The sequence below is a fragment of the Pseudomonas spelaei genome (assembly GCF_009724245.1).
Lineage (GTDB): Bacteria > Pseudomonadota > Gammaproteobacteria > Pseudomonadales > Pseudomonadaceae > Aquipseudomonas > Aquipseudomonas spelaei.
In genome coordinates this window covers 311,516-333,465 of sequence record NZ_WNNK01000001.1, presented here as the reverse complement: position 1 = coordinate 333,465, position 21,950 = coordinate 311,516, and the positions used below count along the sequence as shown (strand labels likewise).

Genomic DNA, 21,950 nt, shown 5'->3' with positions numbered 1-21,950 from the left:
TATCGCAGGCAAGCCAGCTCCCACATTGATTGCATTCCTACCTCACGTTCAAAAACGACCTCCAGCTGTACTGAAAGCGCTACAGTGGAACGATATCGATACAACCTCTCTAAGCCATCGCTATGCAAGGCTTTGATCCTCATAGGCTTTTTTTCGCCTCTCTGGCTGTAGCGATATCGCTACAGCTGCATTTCAAGTCATGCCCTCCACAATCAATAACTTATTGATTTTTAACGACTAAAAAACATTGGCCGCGATTTTGCTAAGCAACTCCCCATTATTCCAATCCCGTCCACCAGACGAATCTGGCCCTGAGGAGTTTCCATGAGCGAGTTGCGCTTTACTGAAGATCACGAATGGCTGCGCGCCGAAGCCGACGGCAGCGTTACCGTGGGTATTACCGCTTTCGCGCAGAACGCGCTGGGTGATGTGGTTTTCGTGCAACTGCCTGAGTTGCAGTCCTACGACAAGGGTGCAGAAGCCTCCACCGTGGAATCGGTCAAGGCGGCCAGCGGGGTGTACATGCCCCTGGACGGTGAAGTCCTCGAAGTGAACGACAAGCTCGATGGCAGCCCTGAGCTGGTCAACGAAGACCCGATGGGCGAAGGCTGGTTCTTCCGCTTTAAACCGGCTGATGCCGATGCAGTAGCTAAGCTATTGGATCAGGATGCGTATGACCGCCTGATCAAAGCCAACGCTGAAGCCTGAGGAGCGCGTCATGACTGTTCAATTGAATACCGCCAACGAATTCATCGCCCGCCACATCGGCCCGCGCCAGGACGACGAGCAGCAAATGCTCGCCACTCTGGGCTTTGACTCCCTGGAAGCCCTCAGTGCCAGCGTGATCCCGGAAAGCATCAAGGACACCAGCGTGCTGGGCCTGAGCGACGGCCTGAGCGAATCTGCCGCCCTCGCGTCGATCAAAGCCATCGCCGCCAAGAACGAGCTGTTCAAGACCTACATCGGCCAGGGCTACTACAACTGCCATACACCGTCGCCGATCCTGCGTAACCTCTTGGAAAACCCAGCCTGGTACACCGCCTACACCCCGTACCAGCCAGAAATTTCCCAGGGCCGCCTCGAAGCGCTGCTGAACTTCCAGACGCTGATCAGCGACCTCACCGGCCTGCCGATTGCCAACGCCTCGCTGCTGGATGAAGCCACCGCCGCTGCCGAAGCCATGACCTTCTGCAAACGGCTGAGCAAGAACAAAGGCAGCAATGCCTTCTTTGCCTCGATCCACAGCCATCCGCAAACCCTCGACGTGCTGCGTACCCGTGCCGAGCCACTGGGCATTGACGTGGTGGTGGGCGACGAACGCAAACTGACTGACGTCAGCCCGTTCTTCGGCGCCTTGCTGCAGTACCCGGCCAGCAACGGTGACGTATTCGATTACCGCGAACTGACCGAACGCTTCCACGCCGCCCATGCACTGGTAGCAGTGGCCGCTGACCTCCTGGCCCTGACGCTGCTGGCCCCGCCGGGCGAGTTCGGCGCTGACGTGGCCATCGGCAGTGCACAACGCTTCGGCGTGCCGCTGGGCTTCGGTGGCCCACATGCCGCTTACTTCTCCACCAAGGATGCGTTCAAACGCGACATGCCGGGCCGTCTGGTAGGCGTCTCTGTCGACCGTTTCGGCAAGCCGGCCCTGCGCCTGGCCATGCAGACCCGCGAGCAACATATCCGCCGCGAGAAAGCCACCAGCAACATCTGCACCGCCCAGGTCCTGTTGGCCAACATCGCCAGCATGTACGCCGTGTACCACGGCCCGAAAGGCCTGACCCAGATCGCCAACCGCATCCATCACCTGGCCGCGATTCTCGCCGAAGGCTTGAGCGCACTGGGCCTGAAGGTCGAGCAAGCCCACTTCTTCGACACCCTGACCCTGGCCACCGGCGCCAACACCGCCGCGCTGCACGACCAGGCCCGCGCCCAGCGCATCAACCTGCGTGCAGTGGACAGCGAACGCCTGGGCCTGTCGGTGGACGAAACCACCACACAGGCCGATATCGAAACCCTGTGGAGCGTGTTCGCAGGTGGCAAGGCCCTGCCCGGCTTCGCCGCCTTGGCTGCGAAGGTTGAAAGCACCCTGCCGGCCGCGCTGCTGCGCCAGTCGCCGATCCTCAGCCACCCGGTGTTCAACCGTTATCACTCCGAAACCGAGTTGATGCGCTACCTGCGCAAGCTCGCCGACAAGGACCTGGCCCTGGATCGCACCATGATCCCGCTGGGTTCCTGCACCATGAAACTCAACGCCGCCAGCGAAATGATCCCGGTGACCTGGGCTGAATTCGGTGCCCTGCACCCGTTCGCTCCGGCCTCGCAAAGCGCCGGCTACCAGCAACTGACCGATGAACTGGAAGCCATGCTCTGCGCGGCCACCGGTTACGACGCCATCTCCCTGCAACCGAACGCCGGTTCCCAGGGCGAGTACGCAGGCCTGCTGGCGATCCGTGCCTACCACCAGAGCCGTGGTGAAGAGCGCCGCGACATCTGCCTGATCCCGTCGTCGGCCCACGGTACCAACCCGGCCACCGCCAACATGGCCGGTATGCGCGTGGTCGTCACCGCGTGCGACGCCCGTGGCAACGTCGACATCGAAGACCTGCGCGCCAAGGCCATCGAGCACCGCGAACACCTCGCCGCGCTGATGATCACCTACCCGTCCACCCACGGTGTGTTCGAAGAAGGCATCCGCGAAATCTGCGGGATCATTCATGACAACGGCGGCCAGGTGTACATCGACGGCGCCAACATGAACGCCATGGTCGGCCTCTGCGCGCCGGGCAAATTCGGCGGCGACGTGTCCCACCTGAACCTGCACAAGACCTTCTGCATTCCCCACGGCGGTGGCGGCCCGGGCGTTGGCCCGATTGGTGTGAAGTCGCACCTGACGCCGTTCCTGCCCGGCCACGGCGCCCTGGAGCGCAAGGAAGGCGCGGTCTGCGCGGCACCGTTCGGCAGCGCGAGCATCCTGCCGATCACCTGGATGTACATCAGCATGATGGGCGGCGCCGGCCTCAAGCGTGCTTCGCAATTGGCGATCCTCAATGCCAACTACATCTCCCGCCGCCTGGAAGAGCACTACCCAGTCCTCTACACCGGCAGCAACGGCCTGGTGGCCCACGAATGCATCCTCGACCTGCGCCCGTTGAAAGACAGCAGCGGCATCAGTGTGGACGACGTGGCCAAGCGTCTGATCGACTTTGGTTTCCACGCACCGACCATGTCGTTCCCGGTGGCCGGCACCTTGATGATCGAGCCGACCGAAAGTGAATCCAAGGAAGAGCTGGACCGCTTCTGCAACGCCATGATCGCCATCCGCGAAGAAATCCGCGCGGTGGAAAACGGCACGCTGGACAAGGACGACAACCCGCTGAAAAACGCCCCGCACACCGCAGCGGAACTGGTGGGCGAATGGAGCCACCCCTATAGCCGCGAGCAGGCGGTGTACCCAGTGGCGTCGTTGATCGAAGGCAAGTACTGGCCGCCGGTTGGCCGGGTCGACAACGTGTTTGGCGATCGCAACCTGGTGTGTGCGTGCCCGTCGATCGAGAGCTACGCCTGATCTGACTGGCTGAACGCGGTCAATATGGGAGCTGGCTTGTGTGGGAGCTGGCTTGCCTGCGATAGCATCACCTCGGTGTATCTGACGTACCGAGGTGCCTGCATCGCGGGCAAGCCCGGCTCCCACATCGATCGCATTCCACAGGCAGACTGGCATCCAATAACAAGAAACCGGAGAACAACAATGTCTTTAAGCGTGTTCGACCTGTTCAAGATTGGCATCGGCCCCTCCAGTTCCCACACCGTCGGCCCGATGCGTGCGGCAGCTCGATTCGTCGAGGGCCTCAAGCGTGACAACCTGCTGAACGCGACCACCTGCGTCAAGGTGGAACTCTACGGCTCACTCGGCGCCACCGGCAAAGGCCACGGCAGTGACAAGGCCGTGTTGCTGGGACTGGAAGGCGAACACCCCGACACCGTGAATACCGAAACCGTTGCCGCACGGCTATTGGAAATTCGTGGCAACGCACGCTTGAACCTGCTCGGCGAACACAGCATTACGTTCAATGAGAAAGAACACCTGGCGATGATTCGCAAACCCCTGCCCTATCACCCCAACGGCATGATCTTCCGTGCCTTTGATGCGGCCGGCTTGCAGGTTCGCAGCCGCGAGTACTACTCGGTCGGCGGCGGATTTGTGGTGGATGAAGATGCAGCCGGTCACGACCGGATTGTCGAGGATGCCACGCCCCTGACCTTCCCGTTCAAAAGCGCCAAGGACTTGCTCAGCCATTGCGCCACCTACGGGCTGTCCATCAGCCAGGTAATGCTGACCAATGAAAGCGCCTGGCGCCCGGAAGCGGAAACCCGCAGCGGCCTGCTGAAGATCTGGCAGGTGATGCAAGACTGCGTGGACGCGGGCTGTCGCAACGAAGGTATTTTGCCGGGTGGCCTGAAGGTCAAACGACGGGCTGCCGCGTTGCATCGCCAGTTGTGCAAGAACCCGGAATCTTCACTGCGCGACCCGTTGTCGGTGCTCGACTGGGTCAACCTGTACGCCCTGGCGGTCAACGAAGAAAACGCCAACGGCGGGCGCGTGGTCACTGCGCCTACCAACGGTGCGGCCGGGATTGTGCCGGCGGTGTTGCACTACTACATGCGCTTTATCCCCGGCGCGAGCGAAGACGGCGTGGTGCGTTTCCTGCTCACTGCCGCCGCCATCGGCATTCTCTACAAGGAAAACGCCTCGATCTCCGGCGCCGAAGTCGGTTGCCAGGGTGAAGTCGGTGTCGCCTGCTCCATGGCCGCCGGTGCTCTGTGTGAAGTGTTGGGCGGTACGGTTTCCCAAGTGGAAAACGCCGCCGAGATTGGCATGGAACACAACCTCGGCCTGACGTGCGACCCCATTGGCGGGCTGGTGCAGGTGCCCTGCATCGAACGCAATGCCATGGGTTCAGTCAAGGCCATCAATGCGGTGCGCATGGCCTTGCGCGGCGACGGGCAACACTTCGTGTCCCTCGACAAGGTCATCCGCACCATGCGCCAGACCGGCGCCGACATGAAAAGCAAATACAAGGAAACCGCCCGTGGCGGTTTGGCGGTCAACATTATCGAGTGCTGACGCCTACAAGCGCGTCCGCACGTTTTTCAGGAGCTGAATATGTCCACCGAAACCCTGTTGAAAACCCCGTTGCACGCCCTGCACATTGAACTGGGCGCGCGCATGGTGCCGTTCGCCGGCTACGACATGCCGGTGCAATACCCGCTGGGCGTGATGAAGGAACATCTGCACACCCGTGAACAGGCCGGGTTGTTCGATGTGTCTCACATGGGCCAGATCCGCCTGACCAGCGTCAATGCCGCCAAGGCCCTGGAAACCCTGGTGCCGGTAGACATCGTTGACCTGCCAGTGGGCATGCAACGCTACGCCATGTTCACCAATGACCACGGCGGCATCCTCGACGACCTGATGGTGGCCAACCTGGGTAACGACGAACTGTTCCTGGTGGTCAACGCCGCCTGCAAGGATCAGGACCTGGCCCACCTGCGCCAGCACCTTAGTGACCAGTGCACGATCGAGCCGTTGTTTGAAGAACGTGCCCTGCTCGCCCTGCAAGGTCCGGCAGCCGTGAAGGTACTGGCGCGCCTGGCGCCTGAGGTCACGAAAATGACCTTCATGCAATTCGCCTCCCTGCGCTTGCTGGGTGTGGACTGCTACGTCAGCCGCTCCGGCTACACCGGCGAAGACGGCTTCGAAATCTCCGTCCCCGCCGCCAGCGCCGAAAGCCTGGCCCGCAGCCTGCTGGCAGAAACCGAAGTGCAGGCCATCGGCTTAGGCGCACGGGACTCCCTGCGCCTGGAAGCTGGCCTGTGCCTCTATGGCCATGACATGAACACCGATACCACCCCGATTGAAGCCAGTCTGTTGTGGGCCATCTCCAAGGCGCGCCGCGCTGACGGTGCTCGCGCCGGTGGCTTCCCGGGCGCCGACCGAATCTTCACCCAGCAACAAGCCGGTGTCAGCCGCAAACGTGTAGGCCTGCTGCCGCAAGAGCGCACGCCGGTGCGCGAAGGCGCAGAAATCGTCGACGAGCACGGCACCGTGATCGGCAGTGTGTGCAGTGGTGGTTTCGGCCCAAGCCTCGGTGCCCCGCTGGCCATGGGTTACCTCGACAATGCATTTATTGCACTGGATACCGAAGTCTCAGCATTGGTGCGTGGGAAAAAGGTGCCACTTCGTGTAAGTAAAATGCCATTCGTGCCACAACGTTACTACCGTGGCTGATTGACTGTTTCTATAAGTAACGCGGTTGCGTTAGCGCGCACTAAACTGTAACGCAACCGCCATAAAACAGTGCATTGACGATAGTCAATGTTATGCGGATTAACCTATAACAAGTGACCAACTCTATCGAATAAGTCGGTTCCCCGTTGTTGACCGAAGTGTCATAAACCCGAGGAAATCCGTGGCTTGCGGAGGGCTTGTTTTTTCTGTCTTAGTTGGCGTAGAGTTTGCCCACTGTGTTTGCATGGGTCGCTTTGAACCTGGACCTGGGCAGTAGCCAAAGTTTGCTACAACCCGTTCGATGTCTCTTACTTTCCTGCAATCCAGCCCAGTACTCTTTCATCTGAAAGGGGCTGTCATTAATTTTTAGCGTCAAAGGAAAGAAGAAAATGGCTGATCGTCAGAGCGGTACCGTCAAGTGGTTTAACGACGAGAAAGGGTTTGGTTTTATCACTCCAGAAAGCGGTCCGGATCTGTTCGTCCACTTCCGCGCTATTCAGGGCAACGGCTTCAAGAGCCTGAAAGAAGGCCAGAAAGTGACTTTCATCGCCGTGCAAGGCCAGAAAGGCATGCAGGCTGACGAAGTACAAGCCGAGGGTTGATCCCTTCTGCGACAAAAAGCCCCTGATGGTGACATCAGGGGCTTTTTTATGTGCGTTATTCCGTAAAATGGCTTTTTTCCCCAGAGAGTCATGCCATGTCGAAACACCTGCTGAGCCCCCAAGGCGCGTTCCCCGCTGTTGGCCTGGGCCGTCGTCTGGCAGCGATGTTCTATGACTTCCTGTTGTGCACCGCCCTGCTGATCGTCACGGCGTTCATCTACAAGCTGGTGTGGATGGTCTTTGTCGGTGAGGCCAAACTGCGTGCGCTCTCTGAGTCCGGCGCGCTGGACGGTGACCCGCTGCTGTCGACGATTCTGTTTTTTGTTCTGTTTGGTTTTTTTGCCAAGTTCTGGACCCATTCCGGGCAGACGTTGGGTATGCAGGTGTGGGGCGTACGGGTGCAAAACGCCGACGGTTCGCGGATCAGCCTGTGGCAGGCGCTGTTGCGATTTGTGGTGTCGATTGCATCGTGGCTGTGCGTGGGGCTAGGGTTTATCTGGTCGCTGTTCGACAAGAAGAAACGCAGCTGGCATGACATCTATTCGGATACGCAGTTGGTGCGGGTTCCGAAACAGAAGAAATAGACCCCAAACGATGTAAATCGAGTGTGGGAGCTGGCTTGCCTGCGATGCAGACGAGTCGGTCTATCTGAAGTACCGAGGCGATGCTATCGCAGCGATGCGGCGACCCGACAAGCCAGCTCCCATATTTTGACCGTGCCTACTTTGGATCAGGCATTGCCGGCCAGTTTCAACCGTGCCGCTTGAGTGAAATCCAGCATGCGTTTGAGCGGCCGCACCGCCTGCGGAATCACCGAAGGCTCAACGAAAATCTCGTTACTCCCCTCACGCAGACACTGCAGCGTGCGCTCCAGGGTGTTCATCGCCATCCACGGGCAATGCGCACAACTGCGACATGCTGCACCGTTACCGGCAGTAGGCGCCTCAACGAAGACCTTGTCCGGACACAACTGCTGCATCTTGTAGAAAATGCCGCGGTCGGTAGCAACAATAAAAGTCTTGTTTGGCAGACGCTGCGCAGCAGCGATCAATTGACTGGTGGACCCTACCGCATCGGCCAATTCGATCACCGACGTCGGTGATTCCGGGTGCACCAGAATCGCCGCGTCCGGGTACAACGCCTTCATGTCTTCCAACTGCTTGGACTTGAACTCTTCGTGGACGATGCACGCACCGTCCCACAACAGCATGTCGGCACCCGTCTGGCGCTGGATGTAGGTGCCCAGGTGCTTGTCCGGGCCCCAGATGATGGTCTCGCCGTTGTCCATCAGGCTTTCGACGATTTCCAGCGCGCAACTGGAGGTCACCACCCAATCGGCGCGGGCTTTTACCGCTGCCGAGGTGTTGGCATAGACCACCACGGTGCGCTCAGGGTGTTGATCGCAAAACGCGGAAAACTCATCCACTGGGCAGCCCAGGTCCAGGGAGCAAGTGGCTTCCAGGGTGGGCATCAGGATGCGTTTTTCAGGGGTGAGGATTTTTGCGGTCTCGCCCATGAAGCGCACGCCGGCGACCAACACGGTCTTGGCCGGGTGCGCCGCGCCGAAGCGGGCCATTTCCAGGGAATCGGAGACACAGCCACCGGTTTCTTCGGCCAGGGCCTGGATCACCGGATCGCAGTAGAAGTGAGCCACCAGCACCGCATCCTGAGCCTTGAGCTCGGCAGCGATGGCGGAACGTAAACCCGCTTCCTCTTCAGCACTGAGCACCTTGGGCTGCTTGGCATCGAGGTGGGCTTGAACCAGAAGGCGTTCGGAAATTTGCGTCATGTTCGCAAGACCTGCAGGCGCAGTTGCGCGAAAGTCGAGTGTACCACCGGCTCTGGCCCCCTTGAGGGTACCGCCGGACGAAGTGATTGTGTTCATCAAGCACGGTGAAGCTGCGCAAGGCTACAGAATATCGATTGGATTCAAAAGCCTAATCTGGGAGCCCCGCCGGAACGTTGCCCATCTCTTTCGCCAGGTCCAGCCACGCTCGCGCTGCCGGCGGTAAATGGGCCTGATGCCGCCAGGCCAAGGCAATGTGCCAATCGGTCTGGGGTTCGTCCAAAGGGATTAGCGCGATACCGGCATGTTTGTGTTTATGGGCGAGCATCCGAGGCAAAAAGGCGACGCCCAGGCCCGCTGAAACCAGGTCGACGATGAAGTCGATTTGCGCGCTGCGGGCCGTCACCCGTGGCACCACACCCTTGCGCTCACAGGCGCTGAGGATGATGCGGTTCAGGGCAAAACCGGACTCGAACAAAATGAACGGATGGTCGGCGAGATCCGTGAAGTTCACTTGCTTACGCCCTGCCAGCGGGTGGTCCACCGGCATCACCACCATCAGCGGCTCGACCCGTACATCCTGATACTCGAACTCCCCCTCAACCGGCACCAACAGCGCCGCAAGGTCCACTTCACCAGCCTGGAGGCACTCCTGCAGTTTTTTGCTGCCGTGCTCGATCAACTCGATATCAATCTCGGGATAGCGCCGCCGATACAGGGCAAACATCGCCGCAAATAGCACGCCGCTGCCCACTGGCGGCAGACCGATCCGTAGTACCCCGCGTTTGAGCCCGCGCAACTCATTGATCTCGGCAATCAGGTCGCTGCGCTCGGCCAGCAAAACCAACGCCCGACGGTAGGCAATCTGCCCGGCAGCCGTCAGTTCACTGCGATGACCAATACGGCTGAACAACGGTGTCCCCAGCTCATCCTCCAACGTCTTGACCGCCTTGCTGACCGTCGACTGTGTGAGGGACACCACCTCGGCCGCCTGGGAGAAGCTGCCCTGGCGCACGACTTCGACAAAGGCCCGCAACGTTCGAAGGTTCATGAGTATTCCGTTTACGACTTGGTTAAAGTTGGAAAAGTTGTTTTTATCATGATTCACCATTGTCTACTCTAACGCCCACCGCTTTCTTCATTCCGGGGCCCCCTCTTCATGATCATCTCGTCCGCATCGGATTACCGCGAAGCCGCACGCCGAAAGCTGCCACGCTTCCTGTTCGACTACATCGACGGCGGCGCTTACGCCGAGCACACCCTACGCGCCAACAGCTCGGACCTGTCCGACATCAGCCTGCGCCAGCGGGTCCTGAGAAACGTCGAGAACCTGAGCCTGGAGACCACGCTGTTCGATCAACCACTGGCCATGCCGATCATTCTCAGCCCGGTGGGGCTGACTGGCATGTTCGCCCGGCGCGGGGAGGTCCAGGCGGCCAAGGCGGCGCAGAACAAAGGCATTCCCTTCTGCCTGTCGACCGTTTCCGTTTGCCCGATCGAAGAGGTGGCCTCGCAAAGTGCCCAGTCGATCTGGTTTCAACTCTATGTGCTGAAAGATCGCGGCTTCATGAAGAACGCCCTGGAACGTGCCCAGGCAGCCGGGGTGAAGACCCTGGTCTTTACCGTCGACATGCCCACCCCGGGCGCCCGTTATCGCGATGCGCACTCGGGGATGTCCGGGCCGTATGCAGCCCCAAGGCGAATGCTGCAAGCCATGACCAAACCGGCCTGGGCCTTTGACGTCGGCTTGATGGGACGCCCTCACGACTTGGGCAACATCTCTAAATACCTCGGTAAGCCCACCCACCTTGAGGACTACATCGGTTGGCTGGCCAACAACTTTGACCCCTCCATCAGTTGGAAGGACCTGGAGTGGATCCGCGAGTTCTGGAAAGGCCCGATGATCATCAAAGGCATCCTCGACCCACAGGACGCCAAGGACGCCGTGAGCTTCGGCGCTGACGGCATCGTCGTCTCTAACCACGGCGGTCGACAATTGGACGGTGTGCTGTCCACGGCCAAGGCCTTGCCGTCAATCGCGCAAGCTGTTGGCAGTGATCTGACGGTGCTGGTGGACTCCGGCGTTCGTTCCGGGCTGGACGTGGTGCGTATGCTTGCCCTGGGTGCCAGAGGCGTACTGCTTGGGCGCGCCACCGCGTACTCATTGGCGGCCGCAGGCCAGCAAGGCGTGGAGAACATGCTGGATATTTTCGCCAAGGAAATGCGCGTGGCAATGACGCTGACAGGGGTGACGTCGATTGGCCAGATCGACGAATCGATTCTGGTACGCGGGCAAAACTGATCTGAAACCTGCTGGCTCCGGCCTCTTGCTGAGTCCGGGCCGGTAGGCTCTCACCCATGGAAAAACAAAACGATTAACTGCTTCTATCGCAACAATCAAAAATCCATTCGCGACATCTCCTACAGCCAAACCCCGAAAAATCTACACCACTCTCGCCTTCCCCTGCCACCTTCGCACCACCTCAGTGCGTTTTTTTACTGAAGAACGCGGCATTCCCCACGTTTTATGTAATAAATCCTACACCGATGTAACAATCCGTTTAATGATGGCTCAACTATGGCAAGCCCCCTGGGTTCACCACCTGGCTCAAGGGGCGTGGATCGTCCGTATTTCTACGTTAAGGATGTCGAGTGCCGAATCAGCCCTCAACCGAGCGTCGCCGTCTTACCCGCAACCTGATGGTTTCCCTGCTCTGCCTGGGCTCGTTACCGGTGGCCGCTGCCGATGGGCCGCAGGCTGGCCAGGAAGCCCTGCGTTTGCAGCAACAGCAGCAGCGCGATTTACAACAACTGCAATTGGAACAACGCCAGCGCCAGATGCAGCGAGGCAGTTTCGGCCCCCAACCGGCAGCGCCAGCAATGCCTGCAGACACCGTGAAAGATGAACGCTGCTGGCCCCTGAGCGGTACGCGCCTGGCCGGGGTCACGCTGTTCAGCAAGACTGAGCTCAACACACACATCGAACCCTATGTGGCCGCGTGCATGGGCGTCACCCAGATCAACCGACTGCTGGCCGAGATCACCCGCCTGTACGTCGAGGCCGGCTATATCGCCAGCCGTCCATACCTGATCAGCACACCGGCCGCCGGGCAGACCCTGGATATCCGCGTCGAGGAAGGCTACATCGAAGCCATCGAGCTGGCCGACCAGAGCCTGCCGGTGTCGTTGCGCGGCGCCTTCCCCGGAATGCTTGGCAAACCCTTGAACCTGCGGGACCTGGAGCAGGGCCTGGACCAGCTCAATCGCTTGCGTTCGGTGGACCTCACTGCCGATATCGCACCCGGCAGCGAGCCAGGCGCTTCGCGGATCATCCTACGCTCGCGCAGCAGTGCCTCGCGCTGGGGCCTTGGCCTTGGGGTGGATAACCTCGGCAGCGCCGGCACCGGGCGTGATCGCAACGCCATCAGCTTGAGCCTCGACAGCCCGCTGCAGCTCAACGACTCGCTCAACTTAAGCTTCAGCGACACCCTCAACCACGGCCCGCGTTACAGCCGCAGTAACAGCCTGTTTTATTCCATCCCTTACGGTTACTGGACCTACAGCCTGTTCGCCAGCCACGCCGAATACCGCTCTCCGTTCAAACTCAGCAGCACCACGTTCTATAACAGCGGTCGCACCGATCAGGTCAGCCTGCGTACCGACCGCGTGTTGTGGCGCGACCAGGGCCATCAGCTGAGTGCCAATCTGTCGTTGGCCTATAAGGACGTTGACAGCTACCTGCAAAAGGTTCGCCTGGGGATCCAGAGCCCGACGCTGACCGTGGCCGAGGCAGGGTTGAATCTGTTCTGGCTCAACAGCGCAGTGTGGAACCTGGACGTCAATTACGCCCAGGGCCTGACCTGGTTCGGTGCTGACCGAGATGCCGACCAAGTGCAAAAGAACCTGCCCCAGGCGCAGTTCCACAAGTACCGCGCCAACCTCACCCAATGGCGCAATGGCCAGCTCAACGGCCAACCGTGGCAGTGGCAAAGCCAACTGTCGGCGCAGTACAGCCCCGATTCATTACCCGCCATCGAACAACTGCTGGCCACCGACGATTCGGCGGTGCGCGGCTATCGCGAGAACAGTGCTTCCGGTGCGATCGGCGCAGTCTGGCGCAACACCCTGCGCTTGCCGCTCAACAGCGACCTGCCGATCAAGATCACCCCACGCGTGGGCCTGGACAACGGTTGGGTCAAGCGTGAGCACGGCGCCCAGGGCCAACGCCTGAGCGGGGCCAGCGCCGGACTCAACCTGAGCTGGAAGAACGTGCAGCTCGACTTCGACTACCAACGCAACCTGAACACCCCCGCAGGTTTTGGCCAGGAGCCGGAAGTCTGGCTCACGCGCCTGAGCGTGCAGATATGAGCTTGCACAGATAAGCCGATGCGCGATTAGCCTGACATAAACGATGTACCTGGCCCACAGCAGCGTCGCACCGAACGGCGCACTGACCGGATCAGACAACATAGAGCGAGACTTTTTATGCCGAATGACACACACCGCTTTCACCTCTCCCCCAGTGGCAAACTGCGCTGGGCCATCGCCAGTCTGTTCCTGGTGCCTCAACTGGTATTGGCCGCTGGCCTTACGGTAGTCGAAGGCCCCGGCGGGACCCCGCAATTGCAAAATCAGGGGGGTGTGCCGATCGTCAATATCGTCGCGCCGAATGCCGGCGGCCTGTCCCATAACCAATTTCTGGACTACAACGTCGACCGCCAGGGCGTGGTGCTGAACAACGCTCTGCAGGCCGGGCAATCCCAGCTCGCCGGGCATCTGGCGGCCAACCCGCAATTCCAGGGCCAGGCGGCCAGCGTGATCCTCAACGAAGTGATCAGCCGCAATGCCTCGACCCTCAATGGCGCCCAGGAGATTTTCGGCCGGGCAGCCGACTATGTACTGGCTAACCCTAACGGGATCTCGGTCAACGGCGGCAGCTTCATCAACACCCCCAACGCCAACCTGGTGGTAGGCCGTCCCGAGCTCACTGACGGCAAGCTGCAAGCCTTGAGCACCCGCGATGCTCGCGGGCAATTGACGGTGCAAGGCCAGGGCCTGCAAAACCGCGGTGGCTCAATCAACCTGATCGCCCCGCGCATCGACAGCCAGGGCCACCTCGATGCCCGGGACCAATTGAACCTTACCGTCGGCCGCAACCAGGTCGACTTCGCCAGCGGCGAAGTGCGCAAGGTCGATCCGGCCAGCAAGACCCAGGACCAGCGCATCGACGCCAGCCTGTTCGGCGCAATGCAGGCCGGACGTATCAACATCATCAGCACCGCCGAAGGCGCAGGTGTTCGGGTCGGCGCGGTGCAGGTGAATGGCCGCGACGGCGTAAAAATCAGCTCTGCCGGTGACCTCGATATCAGCGGCCAAGTGCACGCTAATAGCCTTGAAGCCACTCGTGCCGGCGTGCAAAGCCGCCAGGGCGATGTCAGCCTGCACAGCAGCAAGGACTTGAACCTGGCCGCCACCGATGTGAGCGGGCGTAACGTCAAGCTCGACGCCAGCCGCAACCTGACCCTGAGCAGCCTGGAAAGCCACAAACTCCAGCAAGATCGTGATAAGTGGGAAAACAGCAACTTTCTGTTCACCTACGAAACCTATGACGCCACCACCACCGACAAGGACTCGCGCCAGCACGGTAACAAGGTCGTGGCCCAGCGGAATGCCGCGCTGTCTTCCGGCGCCAAGACCGAAATCAAGGCCAGCAGCGTTGAAGCAGGCGACACGCTGAACATCAAGAGTGGCGACGATCTGCGCCTGAGTGCCGCCACAGAGACCCACGAAACCCGTGACCAGGGCAACCACCGCAAGCACCTGTGGAAAGCCAACTGGGACAAGTCCAGCAGCGAGCAACGCAGCGTCACCAGCAGCCTCAAGGCCGGCAAGAACCTGGAACTGAGCAGCCAACAAAAACTGCAACTGCAAGGCGCAGAGTTGAAAACCCCGGGTGACATTCAACTGGCCGCCCGGCAAGTGGAAATCACCAGCGCCAGCCGTACCCAGAGCAACAGCGACAATTCCTACTCCGGCGACTTGGTAGGCGGCAGCTTCTTCGGCAAAAACGGCGATGGCGACAAGGGCAAGACCTTGAACACCGGCAGTAAGGTCAACGCCGACGGCAAGCTGATCGTCAAGGCTGACGAAGTACGCATCAGCGGCAGCCAGGCCCGTGGCGGCAAACAAGCCAGTGTGATCAGTGATAAAGGTTCGCTGGTGATCGACGGCGTGCGCGATCTTTCCCACGACAACAGCTACAGCAAGGACAGCAAGTTTTTCGGTATCTCCAAGGATGAGAGCCGCAAGAACCTCAAGGACAGCACCGTCGTCGCCAGTAACCTGCGCTCGGACAGTAACCTCAAGCTGCAAAGCGCCAAGGACATCGAAGTCAGCGGCTCCCAAGTGTCGGCGGCAGGCGAGCTGAAGGCGGATGCCAAGGGCGATATCAAGATCGCCTCAGCTGAAAACACCTCCCACGACACCACCAGCACCCACACCCGAGGTTTTGACGGCTACGCCAAGGAAACCGCCGACGGCACCCGCCAATATCGTGCGGGTGTGCGCTATGAAGACCAGCAGCAAACCAGCAAGACCGACACCACCCGTCAACAGGCCTCCAGCCTCAGCGGCGGCACCCTGGCCGTCACGGCAGGGGGCGACTTGAGCGTCAAGGGTTCCGACCTCAAGGCCACCGACGGCGATGCAACCTTGAGCGGCAAAAACGTCGAGCTGCTGGCGGCCCACGACAGCACCACCCACGCAACCGACAAGACCACCATCGGTGGCGGCGTCTACTACACCGGCGGCCTGGACAAGGCCGGCAGTGGCGCAGAATTCAGCCATCAGAGCAGCCAAGACACCCGCAGCAAAACCACCGCACAAACCAGCAACGTGGCAGCGACAGGCAAGCTGACCATCAATGCCGGCAACACCCTCACCAGCCAGGGCGCCCAGGTCAAGGCCGGCTCCGAGTTGCAGGTTAACGCTGCCCAAGTCGATAACCAGGCGGCCCATAACAGCGAAACCAGCACCCACAAAGAAAACGGCTGGACCGCCGATGTCGGCGCGAATGTCGAATACAAAGGCATCACCCGGCCGATCGAAAAAGCCGTCGAAGGCGTGGCCCAGACCAAGTTCCATCAGCCAGGATTGCTGGACGCCTTCGAGCAGCCCAATATCGGGCTCGATGTGGAAGTGGGTCACACCAACAAAAGCCGGACCCAGCAGGACAGTACTGCAGTGGTCAGCCAGTTCAGTGGCGGCACGGTGCAGGTCAATGTGGCGGGCAAACTGCAGGATGAAGGCACCCAATACCGTGCCACTGACGGCGGGTTGAAGATCGATGCCGGCAGCCACGTTGCCACGGCGGCGGCCAATACCCACAGCAGCAGTGAGCAAGGCGTAGACGCCAAGGTGGGCGTGCGGGTCTACACCACCACCGGTGAAGACCTGAACGTACGCGGCAGCGGCACGGGCGGCAGCAGCGATGTGCGGGAAACCACCAGCACGGCAGTGGTCGGCAGCTACGCCGGGACCCAGGGCGTCAACATCAACACCAAGGGCGATGCCCGTTATGAAGGCAGCCAGTTCAATGGCGGCCAGGCAGGAGTCAACCTCAAGGCTGGTGGTGAGCTGGCGCTGAACCAGGCCAACGACACCCAGAGCAAAAACAGCAACACCCTGCGCGGCAATGGTTCGTTGACCGTGGGCACCGCCCCGGGCACCAGCGGCACTAACGTCAACCTCGGTGCCGGCGTGCAACTGGACCATAAGCGCCTGGACACCCAGGACAGCCAGGCTCACGTCGCGACGATCCAGGGCAACGGACCGATCCAGCTCACCAGCGGCGGCGACCTGACCCTGCAAGGCACCCAGATCGGCAGCAGTACCGCCAAGACCGGTGATATCAGCCTCAATGCCGGTGGCAAGCTGGACCTGCAAGCGGCGACCAACACCCATGTCAGCGATGGCAGTAACCTGGGTGGCGGCCTGACTATCGGTGCTGGCAAGACCAGCAGCGCCGAAAGCAGTGGCAAGACCGGCAGCCTGAGCGCCAACTTCAACATCGGCAAAGTGGCGGAAAACGACCAGGGTGTCACCGTCGCGCAGTTGCACAGCAACGGTAAGGTTGCCCTGGCCAGCGGCGCTGATACGGTGGATGCCATCCACTTGCAAGGCACCCATATCAAGGCCGGCAGTGTCAGCCTCGATGCAGAGAAAGGCGGCATCCTGCAAGAGTCCGCGCAATCGACCCAGGCTCATAACAGCTGGGGCGTAGGCTTGGGCGCCGGCGGCAGTGGTGGCAAAACCACCCTCGCCAATGCCGGTGAACATGACACGCCAAAGACCCAGCACGGCATCAATGCCCGAGTGAAAGTCGATGTCGATCATCTGCAAGGCACTACCCAGCATGACAGCCTGATCAAGGCCGACAGCGTGGTCATCAACAGCGCTGGGGATACTCATCTGGCTGGCGCGCGGATTGAAGCCGACCAAGTCAGCGGCAAGATTGGCGGGGACCTTGTGATAGAGAGCCGCAAGGATCAGGTCAGCAGCACCCAGGTCAATGTGGATGCCAAGCTGGACGTCGAAAAAAACCAACCGGGCGTGGTCGACAAACTGGCCAAGACCACAGGCCCGCTCAAGGACAAGGTGCAAGCCAAGGCCGAGGGTGCATTCGACAAACACCGCGAGAAACTGGAGAACGTCGTCGACAAGGGCACCGAGCATTTGGCCTCAGCCAAAGACAGCGTGGTCAACAGCGTCAGCAATGCCAAGGAGCGCCTGGGGGAGAAACTCACCCGCAGTGGCAGCTACGACGTCAACCCAGAGCCACGCGGCGCCTTCGGCACTCGCGTGGACAAAGCCAAGACCTACCTGGCGGACAAGAAGGATGCCCTGGGCACTCGCCTGTCCGGCGTCAAGGATAAGTTCTGGCCGAAAACCAGTGACAGTTACACCGTCAGCGACAAGAACACCACCGGCAGCTCGGTGGCCAATACCGCAGAAAGCGTGCTGTTTGGCGACAAGAGCGGCAACACCACCTACACCCCGACCTTGAACCTGGACGTCAGCCATATCATCAAGGACAGCGTCACCCAGGCATCGGGCATCAGTGGTAACCGGGGCGTCGATCTGCAGGTAGGAGGCGATACTCGATTGACCGGCGCACGGATCAGCGCCAGCGACGGCAAGGTCAACCTCGGCGGCTCTACCGTCACGGCCACTACCCTGGCGGGTAGCGACTACCGCGCCGATGTTGGGCTGAACATCTCGAAGTCGCCGGTTAACCTGGTTCTGGGCGCCAAGGATGAGCTGACCCAGAAACAGGACGAGGCCACCCGCAAGGATCAAGCCTTCAACCTTGGGCCGCTGCGGGCTGGCGGGCACAGTGACAGCCAGGAGTTGCAGGCTGGGATTGATCAGAAGATCAACTAAGTAGGAGTGCCACCGGTGGGAGCGCGTTTGCTCGTTCCCATTGGTGGCATTGTATTCTAAGAATTCGCTATTTTTCAGGCAAAAAAAAACCCGGAAATCCTCACTTGCGTGGGCCTTCCGGATTTTCTAAACCGCCAAAAATGGTGGGTCGTGTGGGATTCGAACCTACGACCAATTGGTTAAAAGCCAACTGCTCTACCAACTGAGCTAACGACCCGCTGTGTGGTGGCGCGTATAATACTGATTTCTAAGGATTATTCAACACCTTATTTGAAATAAATCAGAAATAACGCGCGGGGTGAGTAATTCTGGCCGCCTGGAAGCCTTTCAGCGGCCCGGCTCGTCGTTCCAAAGGTACTTGTGCAACTGCAGTTGCAGGCGCACTGGCAGGTTGTCCGCAACCACCCAGTCCGCCAGGTCGCGAGCATTCAGGTCATGGTGGCTTGGAGAGAACAGCACCTCGCCGGCACGCCGGTCGAGACCGTACTGGATCAGCTTGGAGCTGGCCCACTCGTAGTCTTCACGGGAGCAGATGACAAACTTGACCTGGTCGTTGGCCGTCAGCAGGTCGATGTTCTCATAGCGGTTGCGCTGCACTTCCTTGGAGCCTGGGGTCTTGAGGTCGACCACCCGGCTGACCCGAGGATCGACCGCCGAAATATCCAGGGCGCCGCTGGTTTCCAGCGACACCTCGTAACCGGCGTCGCAGAGCCGCTTGAGCAAAGGAATGGCATTGGGCTGTGCCAAGGGCTCGCCGCCCGTCACACAGACGTAGCGCGGCCGGTAGCCGGCCACCTGCTGGAGGATGTCGTCCAGGGTACGTACGGTTCCGCCACTGAAGGCGTAGGCACTGTCGCAGTATTGGCAGCGCAACGGGCAACCGGTGAGGCGCACAAATACAGTCGGCAGGCCGGCAGTGCGCGTTTCACCCTGCAACGAGTAAAAAACTTCGGTGATACGTAATGTGTCTTGCATAGTCGCCACGGGCGTAACAGCTAAACAGGCTGTCCGCCTCCGTCAGGCACTTCAAGAGATCCCGCCAACGCGTGAACCCCAGGAAGCGTGTTTCATAAAAGGGCGTGGATTCTAACGAAAAAACCCGCGACAAGCGCGGGTTTCTTCTAAACGGAATAGCGACGCTTACATGCGTTGCAAATCACGCTGAGCCAACTGAGCGGCGGAAGTACCCGGGTATTGGGCCACTACCTGCTGCAAAATGCCTTTGACCTTGTCTGCATGACCCAGGCGGCGTTCTACGTCAGCAAGCTTGTACAGCGAATCAGGCACCTTGGCGTGCTTTGGGTAGAGCTGGCTGACCTTGGCAAACGCCTGACCTGCACCTTGCAGATCACCTTTGGCCAGGTTCACCTCACCCAACCAGTACTGGGCATTGCCCGCGTACTGACTGTTCGGGTATTTGCGCAGGAATGCGGTAAAGGCCTGGCTGGCCTTGTCGAAATCCTTGGCTTTGATCAGGTCGAAGGCTGCGTCGTAATACAGCTTTTCCTTCGCCGGATCACCCGGTTCGCTGCTGGCAGCAGGGGCCTGGCTGGCAGCCGCGGCTCCTGCGACTGCACCACCGGCGGCGTTTGCGGCACCACCGGCAGAAGAATTATCAGGAGTAGCGGCAGGTGAAGCGCCGTTTCCTATACGCCGATCAAGATCCTGGTATCGCTCCAGGCCTTCTTGTTTCAGCTGGTTCACTTGGTTTTGCAGAATCTCAATGGTGCCTTGCTGCTGCGACAATTGATCCTGCATGCGTTGCAGCTGGTTGAACAGCTCGCCCTGTGCTGAGGGAGCGGCAGTAGCCGGTCCCCCAGCATAGGCGCCGTTCGTGCCATAACCTGCTGGCGGATAGCTGCTCCCGCTATTGTTATAGCCAGAGTTGCTATCAGTCACAGGAACCGCAGCCCACACCGCAAGCGGTGCCAGGCTGAGAGTCAATACGGTTACTACACGACGGCACGTTCGCATGACGAATTACTTACGCAGTTCGACGCGACGGTTTTGAGCCCAGGACTGCTCGTCGTGGCCAGTAGCAACTGGACGCTCTTTACCGTAGGAAACCAGTTCCAGTTGGCCTGGAGCAACACCTTGCAGTACCAGGTAGCGCTGAACGGCTTTCGCACGACGCTCGCCCAGAGCCATGTTGTACTCACGAGTACCACGTTCGTCAGTGTTACCTTCCAGAACAACGCGAGCGCCGTTAGCTTTCAGGTCCTTGGCGTGAACGTCCAGAGCGCGCATGGCTTCTGGCTTCAGGTCAGAACTGTCGTATTCGAAGTAGAAAGTGGTGATCGCGCGCAGAGCAGCTTCTTCGCTCAGGGAGCCGTCAACTGCACCCGTGTTAGCGCCGTAACCAGCGTTTGGATCAACAGCTGCGCCTTCACCGGCATTGTCGCCGCCTTTAGAGGAGCAACCAACGGCTACGGACAGAGCCAGAGCCAGAGCAGCAAACTTACCAAACTTCAGCATTTCCATCGTGAAACTCCTAATGAACCCCAGTGTGTTAAGTAAAACGTGTAGCGCCGCGTCAGTTCAGGTAAGGGGACCAGGACGGTTCTCTGACTTCGCCTTGTGCGGTAGGAAGCGGGAGCCTTACGCGTCCATTTATGGACACGAGCATCAAGACTCCCCGGCCCTGCTGGCGGGTGGCGTAGATTACCATGGTGCCGTTGGGCGCAACAGTGGCTGACTCATCAAGGTTGGTATCTGTAAGGATTTTTACGGTTCCGCGCTGCAAATCCTGGGCCGCAACCCGGAAATTAGTGAAACCATCCTGACGGTGAATCATCACCAACGTCTTTTCATCAGCAGAAAGCTTCGGGTTGGCGTTGTAGTTACCAATAAAGGTCACACGTTCCGCACCACCACCGCCAACGCTGGTTTTGTAGATTTGCGGCTTGCCGCCCCGGTCGGAGGTGAAGTAGATGGTCGAACCATCCTTGCCCCAGAACGGTTCGGTGTTGATACCCGGGCCGCTGGTCACACGGGAGATCTGGCGCGAACCCATGTTCATCACGTAGATATCAGGGTTGCCGTCCTTGGACAGCACGAACGCCAGGCGCGAACCATCCGGCGACCACGCAGGTGCACCGTTGAGGCCTTCAAAGTTGGTGATCTGCTCACGGCGACCGGTATCGATGTGCTGAACGAAGATCCGTGGACGACGCTGCTCAAAGGATACGTAGGCGATACGCTTGCCATCCGGCGCAAAACGCGGCGACAGGATCGGCTCACGGGATTGCAACAGGGTCACGGCCCGAGCGCCGTCATAGTCGGAGCGCTGCAAGGTGTAGCGAGTGTTGTCCACCGAGAACCGTTCAGCCGTCACGTAAAGCAGACGCGTGGAGAAGGCTCCCTTGATACCGGTCAGTTTTTCGAACGACTGATCGGAGATGTAGTGAGCCATGTCACGCAGTTGATCCACGGTGCCCGACACGCTGCCGGTCAGCACTTGCTGCTCGGTAGCGACGTTGAACAGGGCGTATTGAATCTGCAGGCGACCGCCGGCCGGAACAATGCTGCCCACCATCAGGTACTGGGCGCCCAAGGCTTTCCAGTCACGGTAGATGACTTCGCTGGCCTGGGTCGGCTGGCTGATCATGTTCTGTTTCGGAATCGGCGCGTAGTAACCCGAGTTACGCAGGTCATTACCGATGATTTCAGCCATGTCATCCGGCAGTACGCTGCCGCCCTGCCAGCCAAACGGCACAACCGCGATCGGGGTAGCCCGATCACTGCCGCTGGTGACCAGGATGTTCTTTTCATCCGCCGCCGCTATCCCTGCCATGCAGCAAATAACGACAAGCATTCCTCGAAGAAGGTT

The 21,950-nt window shown here is 60.0% G+C and carries 15 protein-coding genes and 1 tRNA gene; 9 read left to right on the top strand and 7 right to left on the bottom strand.

Annotated elements, in window-relative coordinates:
• Positions 1–324 precede the first annotated feature (324 nt).
• From gcvH to GNF76_RS01470, 6 genes are all read left to right on the top strand, one after another.
• Positions 325–708: a glycine cleavage system protein GcvH gene (gene gcvH / locus GNF76_RS01495; protein WP_003220049.1), complete on the top strand. Its 384-nt coding sequence runs from the start codon at positions 325–327 to the stop codon at positions 706–708.
• 10 nt (positions 709–718) lie between these two features.
• Positions 719–3,568 (top strand): aminomethyl-transferring glycine dehydrogenase, encoded by a 2,850-nt coding sequence (gene gcvP / locus GNF76_RS01490; protein WP_155581394.1) that lies wholly within the window; start codon positions 719–721, stop codon positions 3,566–3,568.
• Positions 3,569–3,751: 183 nt separating this feature from the next.
• Positions 3,752–5,128 carry an L-serine ammonia-lyase gene (locus GNF76_RS01485; protein WP_155581393.1) on the top strand — a complete coding sequence of 459 codons (1,377 nt, stop codon included), beginning with the start codon at positions 3,752–3,754 and terminating at the stop codon, positions 5,126–5,128.
• Between the two features lie 39 nt (positions 5,129–5,167).
• Positions 5,168–6,292 carry a glycine cleavage system aminomethyltransferase GcvT gene (gene gcvT / locus GNF76_RS01480; protein ID WP_155581392.1) on the top strand — a complete coding sequence of 375 codons (1,125 nt, stop codon included), beginning with the start codon at positions 5,168–5,170 and terminating at the stop codon, positions 6,290–6,292.
• 389 nt (positions 6,293–6,681) lie between these two features.
• On the top strand, positions 6,682–6,894 hold the full coding sequence (locus tag GNF76_RS01475) for a cold-shock protein (RefSeq protein ID WP_003220045.1): 213 nt from the start codon (positions 6,682–6,684) through the stop codon (positions 6,892–6,894).
• 95 nt (positions 6,895–6,989) lie between these two features.
• Complete coding sequence (locus GNF76_RS01470) at positions 6,990–7,478, top strand: RDD family protein (RefSeq protein ID WP_155581391.1); 489 nt, start codon at positions 6,990–6,992, stop codon at positions 7,476–7,478.
• 146 nt (positions 7,479–7,624) lie between these two features.
• On the opposite strand, the gene nadA is transcribed toward GNF76_RS01470, so the two are convergent.
• Entirely contained in the window at positions 7,625–8,683 is a 1,059-nt protein-coding gene (nadA, locus tag GNF76_RS01465) for a quinolinate synthase NadA (protein WP_155581390.1), read from the bottom strand.
• 148 nt (positions 8,684–8,831) lie between these two features.
• Complete coding sequence (locus GNF76_RS01460; RefSeq protein ID WP_155581389.1) at positions 8,832–9,731, bottom strand: LysR family transcriptional regulator; 900 nt, start codon at positions 9,729–9,731, stop codon at positions 8,832–8,834.
• A gap of 108 nt (positions 9,732–9,839) precedes the next feature.
• Between GNF76_RS01460 and lldD the strand changes: the two genes are divergently transcribed.
• The 3 genes from lldD to GNF76_RS01445 all read left to right on the top strand — a co-directional run bounded on the left by lldD (position 9,840) and on the right by GNF76_RS01445 (position 18,121).
• Positions 9,840–10,982, top strand: coding sequence for an FMN-dependent L-lactate dehydrogenase LldD (lldD, locus tag GNF76_RS01455; RefSeq protein WP_155581388.1), 1,143 nt, complete (start codon positions 9,840–9,842; stop codon positions 10,980–10,982).
• 398 nt (positions 10,983–11,380) lie between these two features.
• Positions 11,381–13,048, top strand: coding sequence for a ShlB/FhaC/HecB family hemolysin secretion/activation protein (locus GNF76_RS01450; protein WP_155581541.1), 1,668 nt, complete (start codon positions 11,381–11,383; stop codon positions 13,046–13,048).
• Between the two features lie 117 nt (positions 13,049–13,165).
• Positions 13,166–18,121, top strand: coding sequence for a hemagglutinin repeat-containing protein (locus GNF76_RS01445; RefSeq protein WP_155581387.1), 4,956 nt, complete (start codon positions 13,166–13,168; stop codon positions 18,119–18,121).
• Between the two features lie 141 nt (positions 18,122–18,262).
• Here GNF76_RS01445 and GNF76_RS01440 read toward each other — a convergent pair.
• From GNF76_RS01440 to tolB, 5 genes are all read right to left on the bottom strand, one after another.
• Positions 18,263–18,338 (bottom strand) — tRNA-Lys (locus tag GNF76_RS01440).
• 110 nt (positions 18,339–18,448) lie between these two features.
• Positions 18,449–19,096, bottom strand: a complete 648-nt coding sequence (gene queE / locus GNF76_RS01435) for a 7-carboxy-7-deazaguanine synthase QueE (protein ID WP_155581386.1) — start codon at positions 19,094–19,096, stop codon at positions 18,449–18,451.
• A gap of 165 nt (positions 19,097–19,261) precedes the next feature.
• Positions 19,262–20,095 (bottom strand): tol-pal system protein YbgF, encoded by an 834-nt coding sequence (ybgF, locus tag GNF76_RS01430; RefSeq protein ID WP_155581385.1) that lies wholly within the window; start codon positions 20,093–20,095, stop codon positions 19,262–19,264.
• Positions 20,096–20,101: 6 nt separating this feature from the next.
• Positions 20,102–20,602, bottom strand: coding sequence for a peptidoglycan-associated lipoprotein Pal (pal, locus tag GNF76_RS01425; protein ID WP_003209827.1), 501 nt, complete (start codon positions 20,600–20,602; stop codon positions 20,102–20,104).
• 52 nt (positions 20,603–20,654) lie between these two features.
• Entirely contained in the window at positions 20,655–21,935 is a 1,281-nt protein-coding gene (tolB, locus tag GNF76_RS01420) for a Tol-Pal system beta propeller repeat protein TolB (protein WP_155581540.1), read from the bottom strand.
• Positions 21,936–21,950 lie beyond the last annotated feature (15 nt).